This window comes from Massilia sp. CT11-137, assembly GCF_047302885.1.
In the GTDB taxonomy this organism is placed as follows: domain Bacteria; phylum Pseudomonadota; class Gammaproteobacteria; order Burkholderiales; family Burkholderiaceae_D; genus Telluria; species Telluria orientalis.
Genome location: NZ_JBKYMP010000001.1, coordinates 3,211,407 through 3,231,578 on the forward strand (window position 1 = coordinate 3,211,407; position 20,172 = coordinate 3,231,578).

General features: G+C 55.7%; 15 protein-coding genes and 1 pseudogene. 15 read left to right on the top strand and 1 reads right to left on the bottom strand.

Going from position 1 to position 20,172, the window contains the following annotated elements:
* Nucleotides 1-45 precede the first annotated feature (45 nt).
* From ACEN98_RS14605 to ACEN98_RS14665, 13 genes are all read left to right on the top strand, one after another.
* Nucleotides 46-507, top strand: a complete 462-nt coding sequence (locus ACEN98_RS14605) for a (2Fe-2S)-binding protein (protein WP_413385486.1) — start codon at nt 46-48, stop codon at nt 505-507.
* Nucleotides 500-2,776, top strand: coding sequence for a molybdopterin cofactor-binding domain-containing protein (locus ACEN98_RS14610; protein WP_413385489.1), 2,277 nt, complete (start codon nt 500-502; stop codon nt 2,774-2,776). Before ACEN98_RS14605 ends, ACEN98_RS14610 begins: the two co-directional genes overlap by 8 nt.
* Before the next feature lie 442 nt (nt 2,777-3,218).
* Nucleotides 3,219-3,440, top strand: coding sequence for a hypothetical protein (locus tag ACEN98_RS14615; protein ID WP_413385491.1), 222 nt, complete (start codon nt 3,219-3,221; stop codon nt 3,438-3,440).
* Between the two features lie 3 nt (nt 3,441-3,443).
* On the top strand, nt 3,444-4,361 hold the full coding sequence (locus tag ACEN98_RS14620; protein ID WP_413385494.1) for an alpha/beta fold hydrolase: 918 nt from the start codon (nt 3,444-3,446) through the stop codon (nt 4,359-4,361).
* A 113-nt stretch (nt 4,362-4,474) separates the two neighbouring features.
* Nucleotides 4,475-5,230, top strand: coding sequence for an Asp/Glu racemase (locus ACEN98_RS14625; RefSeq protein ID WP_413385496.1), 756 nt, complete (start codon nt 4,475-4,477; stop codon nt 5,228-5,230).
* Between the two features lie 11 nt (nt 5,231-5,241).
* A complete protein-coding gene (locus ACEN98_RS14630; protein ID WP_413385499.1) occupies nt 5,242-6,066 on the top strand; it encodes an alpha/beta fold hydrolase in 825 nt (274 codons plus the stop codon).
* A gap of 68 nt (nt 6,067-6,134) precedes the next feature.
* A complete protein-coding gene (locus ACEN98_RS14635) occupies nt 6,135-7,199 on the top strand; it encodes a 2,5-dihydroxypyridine 5,6-dioxygenase (RefSeq protein WP_413385501.1) in 1,065 nt (354 codons plus the stop codon).
* Entirely contained in the window at nt 7,189-7,809 is a 621-nt protein-coding gene (locus ACEN98_RS14640) for an N-carbamoylsarcosine amidohydrolase (protein WP_413385503.1), read from the top strand. Before ACEN98_RS14635 ends, ACEN98_RS14640 begins: the two co-directional genes overlap by 11 nt.
* A 578-nt stretch (nt 7,810-8,387) precedes the next feature.
* The gene (locus ACEN98_RS14645; protein ID WP_413385506.1) at nt 8,388-9,833 is read left to right on the top strand and encodes an aldehyde dehydrogenase family protein; all 1,446 of its coding nucleotides are present in this window, start codon (nt 8,388-8,390) and stop codon (nt 9,831-9,833) included.
* Between the two features lie 27 nt (nt 9,834-9,860).
* Nucleotides 9,861-11,321, top strand: coding sequence for an APC family permease (locus tag ACEN98_RS14650; RefSeq protein ID WP_413385508.1), 1,461 nt, complete (start codon nt 9,861-9,863; stop codon nt 11,319-11,321).
* Nucleotides 11,322-11,398: 77 nt separating this feature from the next.
* Nucleotides 11,399-11,902, top strand: a complete 504-nt coding sequence (locus tag ACEN98_RS14655; protein ID WP_413385510.1) for a YybH family protein — start codon at nt 11,399-11,401, stop codon at nt 11,900-11,902.
* A 607-nt stretch (nt 11,903-12,509) separates the two neighbouring features.
* Nucleotides 12,510-14,549, top strand: a complete 2,040-nt coding sequence (locus ACEN98_RS14660; RefSeq protein WP_413385512.1) for an FAD-dependent oxidoreductase — start codon at nt 12,510-12,512, stop codon at nt 14,547-14,549.
* Between the two features lie 610 nt (nt 14,550-15,159).
* Nucleotides 15,160-16,247 (top strand): IS3 family transposase gene (locus ACEN98_RS14665; RefSeq protein WP_413385469.1). Its coding sequence is split into 2 segments (ribosomal slippage): nt 15,160-15,412 and nt 15,412-16,247, totalling 1,089 coding nucleotides; the frame shifts between segments, so codons are not numbered across the junction.
* A gap of 40 nt (nt 16,248-16,287) precedes the next feature.
* On the opposite strand, the pseudogene ACEN98_RS14670 reads toward ACEN98_RS14665, so the two are convergent.
* A pseudogene (locus tag ACEN98_RS14670) lies at nt 16,288-16,620 on the bottom strand (DDE-type integrase/transposase/recombinase); the annotation flags it as partial.
* Nucleotides 16,621-17,023: 403 nt separating this feature from the next.
* On the opposite strand from ACEN98_RS14670, the gene ACEN98_RS14675 reads away from it, so the two are divergent.
* Both ACEN98_RS14675 and ACEN98_RS14680 read left to right on the top strand, forming a co-directional pair.
* On the top strand, nt 17,024-17,455 hold the full coding sequence (locus tag ACEN98_RS14675) for a helix-turn-helix domain-containing protein (protein WP_413385515.1): 432 nt from the start codon (nt 17,024-17,026) through the stop codon (nt 17,453-17,455).
* A 1,261-nt stretch (nt 17,456-18,716) separates the two neighbouring features.
* Nucleotides 18,717-20,099, top strand: a complete 1,383-nt coding sequence (locus ACEN98_RS14680; RefSeq protein WP_413385517.1) for an aspartate aminotransferase family protein — start codon at nt 18,717-18,719, stop codon at nt 20,097-20,099.
* The last annotated feature ends 73 nt before the right edge of the window (nt 20,100-20,172 follow it).

Sequence of the window (20,172 nt, forward strand, 5' to 3'; positions counted from 1 at the left end):
TTATTCATAAGTCAGAGAAATTTTATACATTCAACGAGAATCGAAATGAAAGTCGAACTTGACGTCAATGGAAAGGTGCATCAGTTAGATGTCGATCCGGGAATGCCTCTGTTGTGGGCTTTGCGTGATCACCTCCACCTTACCGGTACGAAATATGGTTGCGGTATTGGGCAATGCGGCGCCTGTACCGTGCATTTGGACGGAGAGGCCGTACGTTCCTGTTTGATTCCCGTCAGCTCCGTGGAAAAGAGCAAGATCACTACAATAGAAGGCCTTGCGCATAATCAATTTCACCCTGTTCAGCAGGCTTGGGTTGATAACGCGGTACCCCAGTGCGGCTATTGCCAATCTGGAATGATTATGGCGGTAGTGTCCTTCCTTAAAAAGACTCCGATGCCCACGAATGAGGAAATCAACGCTCAGATTACTAACATATGTCGCTGCGGAACCTATGAAAGGATTCGTAAAGCCATACATGCGGTAGCAAAGGATGACAAGCATGTCTAAAAAAGTCTTCAGTAATAAGCGTCGCGCATTTCTCATTGGCGCCGCCATGACGTCCGCAGGCGCTTTGTTCACGGTGGCAGGTTGTAATCCAGGCCGGGGCTCGCAGCAAGCAAGTGGAAGTAGGTCCGCCGGCAACGGCGCGGGGCAAGAGCTGAGCGTATGGATCACTATCCGACCTGACAACAAGGTCGTCTTAAAAATTCCGCAGGCTGAGATAGGGCAGGGTGGTCTCACGTCCATTTCTCAATTTCTTGCAGAAGAGCTAGATGTGGACTGGGCGGACGTAATACCAGAGTTCTATGATCCAAGCGTTAATGTGGCAAAAAATAATGTCTACGTCTATGCCGCGACGTTAGGTAGTGCTGGAATTTCGAATCTAATGGAGCCAGCGCGTATTGCTGCCGCTCAGATAAGGTCGATGATGGTCCGGGCCGCATCGGTGCGTTGGAAACATCCCGTCGATACTCTCGATACCGAGTTGGGCCACGTGAGGCATAAGGCAAGCGGACAATCAATTTCATACGCAGATCTTGCCGACGACGCCGTGAAGCTACCGGTCCCGGACCCACACAGTGTAAAGTTGAAATCGCCCGATAATTGGCGATATATAGGTAAATCCGTTCCTCGAGTCGACATCCCTTCCAAAGTGGATGGCTCGGCGAAATATGGGATCGACCTCCACTTCCCGGGGTTGAAATACGCCGCTATTAAGCAATCCCCCGTGTTCGGGGGGCGCTTGAAGTCATTCGATGCAACGGAAGCGAAAAAACATGCGGGTGTTATCGACGTCGTCAGCGTCAAGGCCGGCCCAAGCGGATTGAATGATCCAACGCCGAGTTGGGGCATCGACTACGGAATGGATGATGCCGTCGCAGTCATCGCAGACGATTGGTGGACCGCTAAAACGGTACTTGAGAGCTTGCATGTCGAGTGGGACACAGGCAGTCATGTCAACGCTAATAGTAAAGATATTGCGGAAGAGTTTCAGAGGGCGTTAGCGCACCCGGGCGCTGGAATGAAGGTCGTGCGTGAAGAGGGAAATTTCGACGCCGCGTTCGACAAAGCACATAGACACTTCGAAGCGGTGTATTCGGTACCATTCGCCGAGCACGCAACTATGGAGCCTATCAATTGTACAGCTATTGTGCGTGATGATGGCGTCGAAGTATGGGCCGCGTCGCAATACCCGGACGAGGCGTTACGAATTGCGGCCAGTGCGGCAAATGTTCCCGTGGGGAAAGCCAGGTTTCATCCGGTGCTGGGTGGTGGCGGTTTTGGTCGTCGCATCGTCAGTGACTACGTTTCGCAGGCTGTCCAAATAGCGAGAGCCGTCAAGGGAACGCCAGTGAAGCTTCTTTGGACGCGCGAAGAAATGATCAGGCGCAGCTATTATCCTCCGTATACGCTGTCTAAGTTCAGAGCTGGCATCGATGAGCAAGGCGGACTAGTAGCGTGGGAATCGGTTTCGGTCGGTGGACGTGCCCCTGATCAGAGCTATGGTACCGCTCGTCTCCCGCAGCTCGTTCCAAACTTGCGCATCAGTTACGAAATGCGGGATACACCTCCGCCATTCGGCTGGAAGCGTGGAGTTGCGTTCTCCCAACATACCTGGATGAACCAGTATTTTTTGAACGAAATTGCCCGATTAAGTGGGAAAGATCCCGTCGAATTCCAGCTCGCTCTCCTGCGTCCCGATGAGCTGCCAAAAAACATGGAAAAACGGGAATTGGCGCTTGAACGGATCATGGCCCTCCGCCGCGTGCTTGAGAAACTAAAAGAGACCGTTGAGTGGCCTATTAGACCCTCGCCTGGCAAGGGGCGGGGCATCGCTGTTCACGACCAGAGTTACTGGCCGGAGTACTCGGCTTCTGCCGCTGCGGCGATGGTGGAGGTATCAATGCAAAAACAGCGTCTGAAGGTTGAGCGCGTTGTTGTCGTTGTTGATGCTGGCCGTGTCGTCAATCCAGACAATGCAGTCGCGCAGATACAGGGAGGTGTCGCGTTTGGACTTACCGACTTTCTTTATAGCGAGATCAGCTTAGCAGACGGAAAGGTTATTCAATCCAATTTTCATGACTATCCAATCCTCAGGATGGCTTCTATGCCCAAGGTAGAGGTGCATTTCATGGCTTCTGAAGGCCGTTCTCACGGTATTGGTGAGACTCCGGTACCGCTTGTGATCGCTGCGGTCGCAAGCGCAGTCGCCGACGCGGGTGGTCCGCCTATTCGAAGCCTTCCAGTCGTTGCTCACGGCATCGAAGTCGTCTAGCACATTAGTTGAACACAGCTTCTGCTTCCCTTTGGACATGTTGACCCGCGCGTTAACATGTCTTTTTTTATAAGGGTTTTGTACCTTCACGGTACCACATCCATCTGACAGCGTTCGCGGTCATCCTGATTCTGCATTCAGCGCCAGTTCGACGTCATGTCCTTGACGCGGTTATCGCGCCTTCTACGATTTTCCTCAAGAGAGTGCGCCCGTCGCGATGACGGTCGCGGCGGCGCCGTGTTTGGCCTGAAAACACCTTTGGTTTTTTTGCCTGGAAACCTACGATGGGTTGGCTTCGCGCGAAATGGTGGTGTGACGCGCAACCGGTTCAAGTCGACATTTGTTCCGCGTATCGGACGGAACGACGACCACGATACGCAGGAGGCGTGGCAACTGCGGCACAGTCAGCCATTCCGCGCTGACGCGAGAGTGATGGTACGCCGTGGCGGCGATGACCGGCAACGTCGAACAATTGGGGAAGCAGGAGCTGGAGATAGCGCAACGGGGTGTGTCATGCCTTTCCGAAAATGCACGGCACTGCCACTTGCTGCTGGGGCAACGGCGCGTCAAATGGGTTCGCGTGACACGTGCGGTTGCCCATGATCGGTACGAAAAGCGTGAACGTCTGCTGTTCGGTGAATACATATTTATTGCCTTCGATTAAACCATGGGAACTTATGAAATTGCCGATTTCGGCGGATGTTTTCTGACCACGCCGCGGCATAACAGCGAAGGATGTACCCTGCCAGGCACGTCGGCCTACGTCGAATGGTTCTTGCCCAGCCGGCGAAAGGACGTATCGGTCACGTTCGTGCATGGTGGGGGAGGACAGGGGTCGGAATTTCTACGTACACCGGACAACCGTCCCGGATGGGTACACGCATTTCTGAAGGCGGGCTATCCGGTCTATGTGCTGGATCGCCCTGGTCATGGTCGAAGCAACTGGGACAGCGCCGTTCTCGGGCCGGCCACGCCGGCACCTGATTACGAAACGCTGATCCCACGTTTTGTCGACGTGGCACGGTGCCATCTGTGGCCCGAGGCCGTTTTGCATTCGCAGTGGCCGGCAACGCCGGCCGGCAATGACGACCGCTTCATGGCCAGCCAGGGACCGATGGCGACGCGCCTGGTGTCGAGTCAGAGACATGTCGAGGACATTGCGCCAGCGCTGTTCGAATTGACGGGGGATACGGTTCTTTTGACTCACTCGGCAGGCGGACCATGTGGTTGGGCCCTGAGCGCGTGCGGCGGGCCGCGTGTGCGAGGCATCATTGCTGTCGAGCCGCTTGGCGCCCCCGGCATGGAGCATTCGTTGGGACGGTTCGAGAACGGCCTTTGCGCGGCGGATTTTGGCGGTGCTTACGATCCTTACGGTCCTCCGATTGCGATGTTGACCGGGGAGGCGACATGGATGCGCGCGACAAATTTCAGCGCCGCCGAATTTCTTCGCAAGCGTAACCCCAGCTTCACCCACTTCGATCTGCCTGCCCATGGGATCCGGGGAAACGGGCACATGATGATGTCCGAACTAAACAGCGATTTGATCGCGCAGTTAATGCTCGATTGGCTGGAAACGACACTTTAAAACCTCGACGTCGACCGCAGGCGCATGAGGGCATTGCGTGAGTCATCGCTGGCTTGCGCGAAGCCTTGCATGAGCGACCCTGTCGACGTTTCACACCTACTGGAGCTGTAGTTATGACGAAGAAATTCAGAATCGGGCAGATCGTTCCGAGTTCGAACACGACAATGGAAACCGAAATTCCGGCGATGCTGGCGGCGCGCCAGTTGATCCGGCCGGACGAGCGGTTCACTTTTCACTCAAGCCGCATGCGCATGAAGAAGGTTGTCAAGGAAGAGCTTGCGGCGATGGATGCCGAGTCGGATCGCTGCGCGGTCGAATTATCGGACGCTCGCGTGGATGTGCTCGGCTATGCCTGTCTCGTTGCGATCATGGCGATGGGCCCAGGTTACCACCGTGTTTCGCAAGAACGCCTGCATGGTCGCACCGTGGAGAACGGCGGCGAGGCGCCGGTGATCACAAGCGCAGGCGCTCTGGTCGATGCCTTGAAGGTCATGAAAGCCAAGCGTATTGCTGTCGTCGCTCCTTACATGAAGCCGCTGACCGAAATGGTCGTCGAGTACATTCGCAGCGAGGGTTATGAAGTGTCCGTGTGGCGTGCGCTTGAGATCGCCGACAATCTCGAGGTCGGCCGCCACGACCCGGCCAAACTTCCCGCCATTGTCGCTGAGATGGATGTGTCGGATGTCGATGTCGTCGTGCTTTCAGCATGCGTCCAGATGCCTTCGTTGCAGGCGGTGCCGATGGTCGAGGCGATGACCGGCAAACCTGTGGTGACGGCAGCGATCGCGACGACCTATGCGATGCTGAAGGCACTGGGCATCGAGCCGGTGGTGCCTGGCGCCGGCGCGCTCCTGTCCGGTGCGTATTGAGGGACGCGGTGATGAGTTCCACCTTCCTTTACGGCGCGAACGTGCATGCGAACGGAATCCGCCAGCATTATCTGCGCTATGGCGGCAGTGACGAGCAACGCGCGCAGCGCGATGCGGTCATTATCATCCCGGGCATCACGAGTCCGGCGATAACCTGGGGTTTCGTCGGTGAGCGTTTCGGACAGCACTTCGATACTTACGTGCTCGACGTGCGCGGACGCGGCCTGTCCGAAGCTTCGGATGCGCTCGACTATAGTCTCGAGGCCCAGGCGGCCGACGTCGCCATGTTCGCCCAGGCGCTCGATCTGCGCCGTTATGCCCTGGTTGGCCATTCGATGGGCGGGAGAATCGCAGCCAGGGTCGCTCGAACCGGGCCGCCAGGCTTGACACGCGTTGTCCTGGTCGACCCTCCGGTATCCGGCCCGGGCCGTCGCTCGTACCCGTCGAAATTGCCGTGGTATATCGATTCCATACGTGAGGCGCGCTCAGGTATGGGGATCGAGGCGATGAGAGCGTATTGTCCGACCTGGACCGATGCGCAGTTGAGGTTGCGTGCCGAGTGGTTGCATACATGCGATGAGCGTGCCGTGGTCGCGAGCTTCGAGGGATTTCATACCGATGACTTCCATCAGGACCTGCGGCATGTCGCCGTACCAACGATGCTGATGGTGGCAGGACGGGGCGATGTCATCCAAGCCAACGACGTCGAGGAAATCCGTACCTTGCTGCCCACTGTTGAACTGAGCCGGGTACCCAATGCCGGCCATATGATCCCCTGGGACGACGAAAAAGGGTTTTATGCTGCGCTGGATGACTTTCTCGGCAGCCATATCTGACGCAATTCAAGCGCGCGCGGCCGATCCGATCCCGCGCCGCGGACGACGTATGTCATCAAGGAGGAATAATGCCCGTTAGCGATCTGGAACTGATCAACGCCTGGAAACAGGTCTTGACCTTGTCGAATATGAAGAGCGGCGACAATGTTACCGTACTCACCAGTAGTAATACGCATCCGCAAACACTGGCCACGGCCATGATCGCCGCCGGCATGCTGGGGGCGGTGGTCAACCGTTTGGACCTGCCGCCGGTGAATGCGGAGAAAGCACATAGTCGCGATTCTCTCGCCTATTTGGGAACCACGCCACTCACAGGCAACCGGTCCGCGATCGCCGCCCTCAAGGAAAGCGATCTGGTGCTTGATCTCATGACTCTGCTGTTCTCGCCCGAGCAGCACGAAATCCTTGCGAGCGGAACGAAAATTCTTCTGGCGGTAGAGCCACCCGAGGTGCTGGTCCGGCTTGTGCCAACCGCAATGGATCGAGAGCGCGTCAGGACGGCCGCGGCGCTGATTGAAAACGCCAGGGAAATGCGCGTCGTGTCCGACGCGGGCACGGATCTTCGTTGTGCGCTTGGGGACTTCCCCGCAATCAGCGAATACGGCTTTGTCGATGTTCCGGGCCGCTGGGATCACTGGCCCAGCGGCTTTGTGCTGACCTGGCCGAACGAGGGGGGGAGTGAAGGCACGATCGTGCTCGATCGCGGCGACATTTTGCTGCCTCAAAAATCTTACGTGACCGAACCGGTGAGATTGACCATCAAAAGCGGCTACTGCGTCGCTATTGAAGGCGGCGTCGATGCGGCGCTACTGCGTGATTACATGGAAAGCTTCCGCGACCCCGAGGCCTATGCGATGTCGCACATCGGCTGGGGACTGCAGCCGCGTTCCCGATGGTCGACACTCGCCCTGTATGACCGGGAGCAGACCATCGGCATGGACGCGCGCGCTTACGAGGGCAATTTCCTGTGTTCGCTCGGGCCGAACAATGAAGCGGGCGGCAGCCGTACGACCGCCTGTCATATCGATATCCCTGTCCGGAATTGTACTGTCATGCTCGATGGCAGGGACGTTGTCCGGCAAGGAAAAGTACTGGATCAAGAAATTCTCAAAGGAATATGCCATGCACAGTGAAATCGAAACTTATCGAAGCCAGGGATTCGACGGTCAACTCGAGCCACGCGCCCCGTACGGACTGTTGTTAATCGACTTCGTGAACGGATTTGCCGATCCCGCAGTTTTCGGCGGCGGCAATATTGGCGAAGCGATCGGCAACAGTATTCCCCTGCTTGCGGCAGCTAGAGCGCGCAACTGGCCGGTCGCCCATAGCCGGATCGTGTTCTCCGACAGCGGTTCGGACAATAATATCTTCACGCTCAAGGTGCCGGGCATGCTGACCCTCAAGGAGGACGATCCCCGCAGCGCGATCGTTGCCGAGCTGGCGCCTGTCGAGAACGAGTTGGTCGTGCGCAAGCAGGTACCGTCCGCATTCTTCGGTACGTCACTCGCCGCCTGGCTGACACAGCGCGGCGTCCAGACGCTCGTCGTTGCCGGTTGCGTGACCAGCGGGTGCGTTCGCGCCAGCGTCGTCGACGCGATGTCGCTAGGATTCCGACCGCTGGTCATCTCGGACTGCGTCGGCGACCGCGCGATCGGACCACATGAAGCCAGCCTGTTTGACATGCAGCAGAAATATGCGACTGTCGTAACGCTCGACGATGCGCTCTCGATGACGCGCGTTTAGGAAAGCCCTGAAAGCGTGACTGCGTATTCCCGAATTGAAGTCGATCTACGTTGACCGCTGAGGCTGCTACAAATAACGCGTTCACTGCGGGACAAGCTAGCGATGCTTCTCTCGACGAATGCGAGCGGCATTAAGTCCGGCTGGGACATTTTAAAGATAACGGCGCGCAATCTTGGAACGCCGGAGCGACGCAATCGCGATGTTGCATTCCGCTCGTGTAAGGTAGCGCGCCATACCTTCGACCTTGCTTTAATGTCTCGCCTCTCCAGACTGCCATGGAGAATAGTCCAAAAGGCCCGTCTTTCAGCACGCCGCCCTTCCCGCGACACCAAACAGAATTTTTCAGCGAGTCGATCAACGATAAGCAGATGACACGTCCATCTGGGGAGTGGGACTGAATTCGCTGCGAGAGCCACCGTCTTATATGGCCACAAAGCACCTCGTGTAGAGCCATCGCCCTGCCTATCGTAGCCACATACCAACATCGCAAGCATAGTCTGTTTGTGACCGTGAGCGACCTGTGTCGTGCGGCACCGAAAACTTGCTCTGATCAATCGAACTCTCTCGAAAGTTGCACAATGATTTCTGCAGATCACCTTCTAAACTTTTATATCGACGGCCGTTGGGTAGCGCCCGAAGCAGGTGTCAGCCGACACGAGATCATCAACCCGGCGACGGGTGAAGTATCCGGTATCGTAGCCTACGGCACAGACGCCGACGTACACAGCGCGGTGCACGCTGCCGCTCGCGCTTTCCCCAAGTATGCTGCATGGCCTCAAGCGCAACGCACCGAGCTGCTGCGATCTGTATGCGCTGAATATGAGCGCCGTCTACACGATATGGCTGAGGCGATTACCGCCGAGATGGGCGCTCCGCTCGAGACGCTGTCCAAACCTTTGCAAGCGCAGACAGGACTTTGGCATTTCCAAACTGCATTAGAAATTGCCAGCAACTTCGACTTCGATCGGCTTCGAGGAACAACACGGATCCTGCGTGAGCCGGTGGGCGTGTGCGCGCTTATTACGCCATGGAACTGGCCTGTTAATCAGATCGCTTGTAAGCTCGCGCCAGCACTTGCCGTTGGCTGCAGCGTAGTTTTGAAGCCGAGTCAAAATGCTCCCTATTCAGCAGCCCTGATGGCCGAGATCCTGCACGATGCGGGCGTGCCGGCTGGGGTATTCAACATGGTGCAAGGCTCTGGAGCAGCCTTTGGCGAATTGCTGGCCTCGCATCCACAGGTCGATATGGTGTCGCTGACAGGATCTAATGCTGCCGGTGCAAGTGTAACGAAGGCAGCAGCTGATTCTGTCAAACGCGTCTCACTGGAACTTGGAGGCAAGTCAGCCAACATCATCCTGCCCACCGCCGATTTGCAACAGGCCGTCACCCATGGTGTGACGACGATGATGCATAACTCGGGTCAAACCTGCGTCGCTCCCTCGCGCATGCTGGTTCCGCATGACAAGTTGCAAGAAGTGGAAGCAATCGCAAAACGCGTCTGCGAATCGCTCGTTGTCGGCGATCCGCTTGCCGCTGACACCTTTATGGGACCGATCGCCAACGCGCGTCAGTACAAGCGCGTCGTCGAGATGATCGAAGTAGGTGTAGCCGAAGGTGCGTATCTGGTCACGGGCGGTGCAGCTAAGCCCGCTGGTTACGAACGGGGTTACTTTGTCCAGCCAACAGTCTTCAGCCGTGTAAGCAATCAAATGACGATTGCCCGTGAAGAGATCTTCGGCCCCGTGCTTGCGATTCTCCCCTACGGAACCGTTGACGAGGCCATCGATATTGCGAACGATTCTCCATATGGACTATCCGGCTATGTTTATGGCGCGACCGCCGATGAGGCGCAAGACATTGCCCGTCGTTTGCGCACTGGCATGGTTCATCTCAATGGCGCTAACGTCGACATGGCTGCCCCATGGGGTGGATACAAGCAATCTGGCAACGGTCGCGAGTGGGGCGCTTGGGGCTTTGAAGAGTTTCTTGAGACGAAGGCAGTGCTCGGAGCGGTAGTTGTCTGATCCGTCGAGAATGCTCAGGAGACTCTCATGACCAAAGCAATTATCAACCCCGTATCAGTTTCAGTATCGGGAGCGGGTGCCGGTGAAACCGCCGTTCTCCCTCGCACCTTGGGAACATTCCGCCTGGCGGTGTTCGTCATCGCGGCCGTTGCGCCACTTGCTGCCGTCATCGGTGTACTGCCAGTTGCGTTAGTCTTTGGCAGCGGCACTGCGTTGCCGCTTGCCTTTATTGTTGTCACCGCAGTGATGGCGCTGTTTGCAGTAGGGTATTCCGCGATCAGCCGGGAAGTGATCGTCGGCGGTGCGTTCTACGCTTATATCGCGCGCGGGCTTGGATCCGTTATCGGCCTTGGCGCAGCATGTGTGGCGGTGATCTCGTACACGATGTTCGTGCCAGGCGGCCTTAGCTACCTTGGGTTTGTTATGCAGACTTCGGTAGGAGAACTGCTTGGCTACCATTTTCACTGGATCGTGTACGCGCTCGGAGCGTGGGTCCTTGTAGGCCTTCTTGGCCTTCGAAAAATTGACTTCAGCGCACGTGCGGTTCTGGCACTAATCGTGCTCGAGTTTCTCCTGCTGCTTGTCTTCGACTCAAGCATTGTTGGCCGACTGGGCAGCGCGGCGTTGCCGATGCAATCCTTGAACCTGAGCGGCATGAGTCAGGGGGCACCGGGCGTGGCCATTCTTTTGGCGTTCACCTGCTATTTCGGGATCGAGTCCGCTGCGCTTTACTCCGAAGAAGCAAAATCACCGGAAAAGACCGTCGCCCGCGCCACCTATCTCGCTATCTTCGTCATCGGGATCTTCTATTTTTTTACGTCATGGATCACTGTAGGTGCGGTTGGGCCGAATAACATTAAGGGCATTACTGAGGCTGACATTGGCTTGATCTATTTCAAGCTCAGCGACAAGTTCATGAGCGCTGCGTTTACACATATCATCCAGGCCGCGATCGTTACGAGCATGTTTGCGACGGTCCTTTCGTTGCATAACGTGGCAGCGCGCTACCTGTTCGTGCTTGGTCGCCAGGGTTGCTTGCCCAGTGCACTCGGCCGCGCACACCCGACGCATGGTTCGCCGTCCGCAGCGAGCATTGCGGTCTCACTAATCTCGCTGATCGTGGTAGGTGGCGCAGCGTATCTCGGTTTGCACCCAATGCTCGGGCTCGGGTTGATCGCCTTGGGATTTGCCGCAGTCGGCGTGATGTTCTTACAAGCCCTCACGGCTTTGGCAATTGTGTCGTATTTCCGTGATCGTTCGGATCGAAAGACGTGGCAGCACATCGTTGCGCCAATTCTCTCGTTTATTGGATTGACCGGCGCGCTCGTGATTGCGGTCCACAATTTCGAATACTTAAGTGGCAGCCAGAACCCCTTGGTCAACAGGATACCGATCGGTATTCCGCTTGCAATGGCTTCGGGCATCTGCTTTGCCTTATGGCTTCGCCGGTATCGGCCAGCTAAGTTTGCAGCCGTCCTTAATGACTGACTAATTCTTCCGTTTTATCTGTGCCATGTCGGAAATATTGATGCGCCTTTTTTGCAACCTTTGATAGGAAACATCGCATGAAATTTACAAAACAATCCAAATTTTTTATTCTCGCTATGATGTGCGCAGCCTCATATTCTGCGGCTGCACGCGATCAAGCTAGCGCTACACGTGACGCTACGGCGCAAGAGATTCGCGCGCTTTTTAAGAGTCAAGACGAGGCAAATTGGAATGGTGCGACGCCTGAACAGTTGGCACACAGGTTCTACACAGAGGACGCGATCATCATCGGTGAGGGTGAGGAGACAACGCAACGTGGAATGAAAGATGCAATTACGGCGTTGGTCAATTGGAATGAGTACCTGGGGCCAGGAGGCAATAAGGCGTGTCAGTTCAACGTACTTGATCCAATCATGATCTCCGGCGATATGGCTTCAACGTTTGTTACTTTGAGCTGTAGGCCCAATCCACCGAAAACGACGAAGCAGGAAACTATTCGGCAGCTGTTCGTCCTGAAACGCACTCCAAAAGGTTGGCGCGTAGCTCAGGAAATGTGGGAGATGGGTGGCATGGAGAATTAACCGTTCCCCCTCGTTATCCCATTCACGGTTTGCTTGCGGGCGCCGAAGGGCGGCCCGCCTCTTCAGGGGCGGTTTGTGAGGTAACGGCGCTTTATCGAGGGTTAACCGTGTGGCATTGGCGGGCGTTGTCGTCGCTGACAGCCTCATTAAAGCAGTATGTACTATCGCGTGCGAAAGCTGATCATTAGGCGATGATACCGACCGAACACAGCAATTATTGTTATTTTGTCGAGGTAGACATTATGGCAATAATGCACTTCATGCAAAACTAATCTCCGGTGGATAGGCGCGCCATCGTGTTGCCAGCTTATGCGGCCAATCACTTGTCTGTCGCGTATCGATGCCGCCGCATTTGCGCGATCTGGGTATCCTCGAGGACTGCATCATGGCGACTTCTCTGGCAGGATCATGCAGTACGCGTTGAACCTATGGCAGCACACGCTTTACAGTTGCAGATACTAACGAAAACGAGCAGAAGTTGCTATTCAAAGCGCTTGCACAGCGAGCGCGATGCAAGTTTACGCGTCACGCATGAGCAAACTGACTATCGGCAACGTTGGCCACATGGCACCTCGCCTGACGCTGGGGCAGTGTCTAAAGTTTGGTCATGAACTCAAGAGACCCTCGCTACGACATCCTCTTTGAGCCGGTTCGGATCGGCCCGGTGACCTCAAAGAACCGCTTCTACCAAACCCCCCACGCTTTGGGGATCGGGCCCCACCGATACCAGGACATGGTGGCGTTTCGACAGGCGCGCGCCGAAGGAGGCTGGGGCGTCGTCTGCGTTGAGGAAACGATGATTCATCCAACCTCGGGACACGATCCGTTTCAGGGGCCACACCTGTGGTCGGACGCGGACATCACTCGTGTCGCTCCGATGGCGGAGGCGGTCCATAAATTCGGCGCTCTGGCAGGTGTCGAGCTGGCACACGTTGGCAGTTCAGGCCCCTGCTGGGAGCATCGTGGCTACCCGCTGTCGCCCACCGCAGGTCCGGTGCGCCTTCATCACAATCCGATATCCACTCGGCAGATGGATAGGCGTGACATCGCGCAATTCCGGCGTTGGTATGTCGACGCCGCATTGCGGGCCAAGAAGGCTGATTTCGATATCGTCTACGTCTACTGTGCCCACGACTTGTCGCTGCTGCAGGACTTTCTCGTCAGCCGCACGAACAAGCGCACCGATGACTATGGGGGCTCGTTCCAGAACCGGCTTCGGCTACTTCGCGAGGTGCTGTCCGACGTTAAGGATGCGGTAGGTGACCGCTGCGCGGTGGCGGTACGTTTGGCGGTGGAAGAACGTCGTTGGCAAAGCAGTCTCAACACGCGTGAAGATGGCAGGCGCGTGATCGAAGAATTGGCCGAGGTACCTGATCTCTGGGACGTGAACGTCAGCGATTGGGCTTGGGACAGCGGCAGTTCGCGTTTCTTCGAGGAAGGACAGCAGGAGCCATTCATTTCGTTTGTCAAGCAGGTGACAAGCAAGCCAGTCGTTGGCGTCGGCCGCTTCACCTCGCCCGATGCGATGGTCAGCCAGATCAAGCGCGGTATTCTTGACTTCATCGGTGCGGCGCGCCCTTCGATCGCGGATCCATTTCTGCCCAATAAAATCGATACGGGTCAACACGACGATATTCGCGAGTGCATCGGTTGCAACGTGTGCGCCGCGGAGGTCATGAACAAGACCACTATTCGCTGCACGCAGAACCCGACGGCCGGCGAAGAGGCCCGCTTGCAATGGCATCCGGAACGCGTGCCCGCCGCAGCGCACCCGACGCGAAGCGTACTGGTGGTGGGTGGTGGGCCGGCCGGTCTGCAGGCCGCACTGACGCTGGGCAAGCGCGGTTATCAGGTGTCGATTGCAGAGGCAGGCGAAAGCTGGGGCGGCCGGATTGCGCGAGAACGAAACCTGCCCCGCCTTGCCACCTGGGGCCGAGTCGTAGATCACAGGCTTGCTCTACTGCAGCGCATGCCCAATGTGGAGATGTACCTTTCCAGCCGCTTATCCGCCGACGACGTGCTGGGCATGGCGCCAGATCACGTCATTGTCGCCACCGGCTCGAGCTGGCGGCGCGATGGCACCGGCCGCAGCCATGACGAGCCAATCCCGGGCGCTCAGGCCGCACACGTGTTCACGCCGGACGACATCATGGCTGGCAAGCCGGTGACCGGGAAGATCGTGGTATACGACGATGACTATTACTACATGGCATCGGCGTTGGCCGAGAAGCTGGCGCGGGAAGGCAACCAGGTGACTTACGTCACCACCGCCAGTGATCCAGCGCCCTGGACCTTTAATACCCTGGAGCTCGGTCATGTGGTGAAGGCGTTGCTGGCCGCTGGGGTCGAAATTGTGACGGGAGCCGCTATCACCGCCGTTGAGCCGGGGAGCGTGAAGGCGCAACGAGTCCTAACCGAGCATTCGTTCGCGCTCGAAGCGGACGCCGTGGTACTCGTGACTTGCCAGACTGCGGATGAAACGCTGTACCGGGAACTACAGGAGCGGATCGGAGAAGGCGGGCCGATGTCGCTGGACCGCAGTGGCGACTGCGTCGCGCCCGCGTTCATCGCACAAGCCGTGCGCGATGGCCATCGTGCCGGAATGAGCTACGACTTGCCCGAGGACGAGGGAACGCCTACCTATTGAATGTCAAACCAGAAATATCGACCCCATTTGGAATTTTTCCCATGGACGACGAGCGTAGTCTGAGCCGAGCGTTTATCGAGCAAGTCGGTAATAAGTCCGTTGGGCGCCGATATACATTGGAGGCTGAGTGTTCATGTTCAGTGCATGTCGAAGTAAGATCTAGCGGCCCATAGTGGGGCCTTAAATCATTAACTAGTGCTTCATGCCTCTCACTGAACCGGCAAAATCAAAACCTGTGCGGTGAGCGTCTAGTCAATCAAACAGGTAGTGACCACCGTATTTAATGGAAGCTATTAGGCGCCACTGATCCTCGACAGCTAAGTCGAAAGCAAGTCATCCTGACCTTGCGGTAACCGTACATGCTGCCGCTTTCCAGCCATGACCCCTTGATGGGAACCAGCAGCCGCTTGTCTTCTTTGGCGCGGTGGCTTTCTGGATTCAGACGCCAGGCATAAAAACCACTGGGATGCACGCCGAGCAGCTTGCACAGCCGCCGCACTGGGAATTGGTCCTGAAACTCAGCAATGAAGGTGTACCTTACCCGGGTAATCCCCCCGCAAAAAGAGCGCGTTTGGAAGTAGAATTTTCTACTTAAGACAGAAAGCTCTACATGAAGACGTCCCGCTTTACCGACAGCCAGATCATCGCCATCCTGAAGCAAGCCGAAGCCGGCAGCCCTGTACCGGAGCTGTGCCGCGAGCACGGCATCAGCAACGCCACGTTCTATAAATGGCGCGCCAAGTACGGCGGCATGGACGCGTCGCTGATGGCACGCATGAAGGAGCTGGAAGACGAGAATCGGCGCCTGAAGAAGATGTACGCCGAGGAACGTCTCAAGGCCGAGATCGTCGCCGAGGCGCTGACAAAAAAGTGGTAGCGCCATCTCAGCGGCGAGAGATGGCGCAGTGGGCCGTGGCACAGCGGTCAGCCACGATTAACCTGGCATGCCGGGCATTTGGCATCAGCCAGACCTGCTACCGGTACAAGGCCAAGCTGGACGCGGAAAACAATGTGATTGCTGACTGGCTGGTACGGCTGACAAACAACCAGCGCAACTGGGGCTTCGGGTTGTGCTTCCTGTACCTACGCAACGTCAAAGACTTCAAATGGAACCATAAAAGGGTCTACCGGATTTATCGGGAGCTCGAGCTGAACCTACGGATCAAGCCGCGCCACCGCCTGGTGCGCGAGAGGCCGCTGCCATTGGCCGTGCCGACCACGATCAACCAGAGTTGGTCGATGGACTTCATGCATGACCAACTTGCCGACGGACGCAGCATCCGCCTGTTCAACGTCATCGATGATTTCAATCGGGAAGGCTTGGGCATCGAGGTCGATTTCTCGCTGCCGTCCGAACGTGTCATCAGATCGCTGGACCGGATTATCGACTGGCGTGGCAAACCGAACGCGATCCGCTGCGACAATGGCCCAGAGTACATCAGCGCCGTGACGTTGGCCTGGGCCGCCAGACGCGGAATCCGCATCGATTTCATTCAGCCAGGACAGCCTCAGCAAAACGCTTACGTCGAGCGTTACAACAGGACCGTGCGCTACGATTGGCTGGCGCACCATCTTTTTGAAACGCTCGACGAGATCCAGGAATTTGCCACTCGCTGGCTGTGGACCTACAATCACGACCGGCCCAACATGGCACTCGGCGGCATCACACCAAAACAGAAACTTGCCCTCGCCGCTTAACCTCTACTTCTAGCTCGCTCTAAAAACGGGGGGATTACCCCATCATCAGCGCATCGACAACCAGCTGTGATGTCATGCTATCTTGCATCGACCAGCCAACGATACGGCGCGAATACACGTCCAACACAGCGGCGACGTATAGCCATCCTTCGGCAGTCCAGATATAGGCGAAGTCGGCCACCCATTTCTGGTTGGGCGCCTCGGCATGGAACTGTCGATCGAGCACGTTCTCCGTCAAAGTGCTACGTGCTCCGCGATCCCTGGGTAAGCCTCGGCGTCGAGGACAAGCGCATAACGCCTGTTTCCGCATCAAACGCTCGATGCGGTGCAGGCCACATGACAGCCCTTGCTCAAGGACGTCGTGCGGTACCTTCTCGACAATTGGAGCGCTTCATCGATCGAGGGGCCTCATAGATCAATTTCCGAAATTTTGTGGACGTGGCAAGACTTAGCTTTCCGCATTCCTGTCTTCGCTTCCCCCATTGTTCCCGCGAAAAGCTTGTACACATGCACTTTTCGCCTGTAAGTCATCGATCGATTCGGCCAGCCAGTCATATGACTTGCGATTTCCAATACGTCTGTATGGTATTTTTGCGACAGAAGTTGCATATAGGGTAATTTTTTCAGGCATTTTGGGAAAAAAGCGCTGGATTTTAGGGCGAAAACGGCCTAATGTTGTGTGAAGACGGGCGCACACCACCCATACAACAGCCCCGCGATCGTAAAACAGCAAGTCAGATGACTGACTTGCATAGCGTGAGATACAGGAGACAACCGTGAATACACTCCCATATACCAGTGTCCTCAGTACAAGATGGAAAACTCAGACAGGAATGGCCGATGAGCGACTGCTGGCCTCCGTCCGGCAACTGCTTGAAGAGCGAACGAACCAACAAGTAACTCTAGGCGAGATAGCTGCTGAACTTTTGCTCTCTCCGCGAACGCTGAGGCGTCGCCTGCTCGAGCTGAACACACGCTTTAGTACGCTCGTGGCTGAAGTGCGTGGCAACCAGGTTCGTCGCTACTTGACCGAAACCACTTGGTCCTTGGATCGCATAGCTGAGCAGGTCGGCTATAGCGATGCGGCTAACCTGCGCCAGGCTGTGAAACGCTGGACGGGCGAATCGCCCCAAGGCTTTCGTTCGCGTGTGCGCTCGCAGCAAAGCACACAGGTATGTGACAGGAATTTCGAGCGGCAGATGGCTTAGACCAGTGGCTCACTGCGTTGTAGTGCAAAAACCTCCCTTAATGCAGGTCGCTTGACGATAAGGTCTACCGCCAGCTTGTACTCGATATCTGGTTCGTATGCGTCTTAGGCAGCGCGGAGGATCGCTTCGAGAAGCCTTGACTAAAATTGCGACCCTTCCGGATCTCTGACGCGACAGTACTTGCAACCGTGTACATGTGTGGAAGGGCCGCTTTACGACAAGTGAGCAATGTCTTCATGGATATCGCCACTGTCGACATGTTTTTACTCTGTGTTGGACAGCGAAATCAGCACAGGTATCGATTTCGATGTTGGCGTGCCCGCACCGTGAGCAACACTGTCGAGTGGCGTCAGCCGGTTTGTATGGGGATAATTCGCACCTAGGCAGTCGCACGGGATATCGTAGGCAACCAGCATGAAACGCTCGACAAGGCGCTCGATGCCGTCGCCCTAAATACTACTGATGTCCACCCATTGTCATGCGGCAACGCCTCGCATCGCCAGATCGAGAGGATTTGCGAATACCACATGCCGCATTCCAAAGGCACCGTGGTAGCGGCCGCTATACCGCATTTGATGAGGCACATCCGACGAGCGCTTAGTACCTGAGGAGCGAAGTGGCGTAATAGTCCACTGATCCACACAGAAAGACTGACAATCTCCGCTTTCATAGTATGCGGTACGGCTCCCCAACAGCTCATGTGAACGGCCACCGTGCGCAGCTACATTCATCAACGTCACGACCGTATATCACACAATTTGTAGGTATGTTTCCAACTACGTAATGGCCACTTCCCACCTTTCGTCACGCCGCCGGCGGACTTATTATTATTATCAAAGAAAGAATTTCACATCTGTTCTTTTATTGTTCAGAGTAAGCAATGCAACTTAGAAAAATGGCGCCGTATCCCGCAAGCTGCAAGCTAATAAGATCCATTTTACTCATCACGTCTTCGGATGCGATAGTTTGAATATAGCTTCTGTTCCCTTTTAGACATGTCGACGGCGGCCCTCGCATGTCTTTTTTTATAAGTAGTGCGCTCACTTCAGTTACGCTTCATGTTTAATTATGCATAAATAGTCGGTTGGTCGATAACTCAACGACGTTAATGATTCTGTGGTGATGTGTACCATCCGCCATGCGCGGTTGGATTTGCAATGGCCTTCTGTCACCGCCGGGGGAGACTGGATCGCATCATTGTTCCTATCGGAATAATTGTAGGCTCTATTCCCTCAATCCCTTTATTGTTACGGAAAAAACTATGCAGTCAACAGAACGCAATACGGCATCTTGGCAAGCCGCTGACAAGGCACATTTTATTCATCCATTCACCGATGCAGCGTCACTGCATAAGGACGGTGTCCGTATTATTACCAGTGGCGATGGCGTGTGGGTTCGCGACAGCGAGGACAACCTCCTGCTCGACGGCATGGCAGGTTTATGGTGTGTCAACGTTGGATATGGCCAGCCCGAATTGATTAAGGCAGCATATGAACAAATGAAGTCGCTTGCGTACTACAACGCATTCTTTCATACAGCGGTGCCTTCATCGATTGAACTGGCTGAGCTGCTGGCCGAAGTGAGTCCGCCACAATTAAAGCGGGTATACTACGCAAATTCTGGTTCTGAAGGAAACGACACCGTCATCCGCTTGGTAAGGCATTATTGGGGTCTAATGGGGAGGCCACTGCGAAAGACTTTAATTGCGCGAAACTTTGCTTATCACGGTTCGACCATTGGCGGCGCTTCTTTGAGCGGTATGCCGTGGATGCACGCACAGGGCGATTTGCCAATACCTGGTATCGTTCATATCGAGCAGCCGCATTACGAAGCGCTCGGAAGCGGCATGACGCGGGAACAGTTCGGCTTGAAAGCTGCTTCTTGGTTAGAAGAAAAAATTATCGAAGTTGGTCCCGAAAATGTTGCCGCTTTTATTGCGGAACCTGTACAGGGGGCAGGAGGGGTAATTGTACCGCCCTCTACCTACTGGCCTGAGATTCAACGTATCTGTCGCAAGTACGACATCCTGCTCGTTAGTGATGAGGTGATTTGCGGTTTCGGTCGAACCGGAAACTGGTGGGGATGCCAAACTTTTGGATTTGAACCCGATTTGATGACATTTGCCAAGGGCGTCACCAGTGGCTATGTTCCGTTAGGTGGCGTAATGGTTAGCGACCGGGTTGCCGATGTTGTCGAACGCGGCGGCATGTTTAATCACGGATATACATATTCAGGTCATCCAGTCTCGTGCGCAGTCGGCGTCGCTAACGTCAAAATGCTCAGACAGGAGCGCCTCGTCGATTATGTACGTGAAGACGCCGGCCCATATTTGGCAGAAAAGCTGGCATCGCTTCACGATCATCCATTGATTGGCTACACGGACGGCGTCGGCTTGATGTGGGCGATCCAGATTGTCAGGGATAAATCAACTAATGAACTATTCGAACCCGATAAGCAGATCAACGTAATTTGCCGCGAATTTGCCCGGAAAAATGGTCTTATCATTCGCGCGATTGTAAATGATCGAATGATTATTGCGCCACCACTGGTAGTTTCCCTCGTCGAAATCGATCGAATCGTAGAAATTGTCCGACGAAGTTTCGATGAAACGCTTGTCGAGGTCCAGTTGCGCGGATGGATCTGATAGACCGACGGGGCCGACCTCGCACTGATCAAGTCCAACATTGCAAATTGATTGCCGCGGAAACGTTGTTACG

Coding starts and splice junctions, on each gene's coding strand:
- ACEN98_RS14605 (WP_413385486.1), top strand. CDS start 46: ATGAAAGTCGAACTTGACGTCAATGGAAAGGTGCATCAGTTAGATGTC.
- ACEN98_RS14610 (WP_413385489.1), top strand. CDS start 500: ATGTCTAAAAAAGTCTTCAGTAATAAGCGTCGCGCATTTCTCATTGGC.
- ACEN98_RS14620 (WP_413385494.1), top strand. CDS start 3,444: ATGGGAACTTATGAAATTGCCGATTTCGGCGGATGTTTTCTGACCACG.
- ACEN98_RS14625 (WP_413385496.1), top strand. CDS start 4,475: ATGACGAAGAAATTCAGAATCGGGCAGATCGTTCCGAGTTCGAACACG.
- ACEN98_RS14630 (WP_413385499.1), top strand. CDS start 5,242: ATGAGTTCCACCTTCCTTTACGGCGCGAACGTGCATGCGAACGGAATC.
- ACEN98_RS14635 (WP_413385501.1), top strand. CDS start 6,135: ATGCCCGTTAGCGATCTGGAACTGATCAACGCCTGGAAACAGGTCTTG.
- ACEN98_RS14640 (WP_413385503.1), top strand. CDS start 7,189: ATGCACAGTGAAATCGAAACTTATCGAAGCCAGGGATTCGACGGTCAA.
- ACEN98_RS14645 (WP_413385506.1), top strand. CDS start 8,388: ATGATTTCTGCAGATCACCTTCTAAACTTTTATATCGACGGCCGTTGG.
- ACEN98_RS14650 (WP_413385508.1), top strand. CDS start 9,861: ATGACCAAAGCAATTATCAACCCCGTATCAGTTTCAGTATCGGGAGCG.
- ACEN98_RS14655 (WP_413385510.1), top strand. CDS start 11,399: ATGAAATTTACAAAACAATCCAAATTTTTTATTCTCGCTATGATGTGC.
- ACEN98_RS14660 (WP_413385512.1), top strand. CDS start 12,510: ATGAACTCAAGAGACCCTCGCTACGACATCCTCTTTGAGCCGGTTCGG.
- ACEN98_RS14680 (WP_413385517.1), top strand. CDS start 18,717: ATGCAGTCAACAGAACGCAATACGGCATCTTGGCAAGCCGCTGACAAG.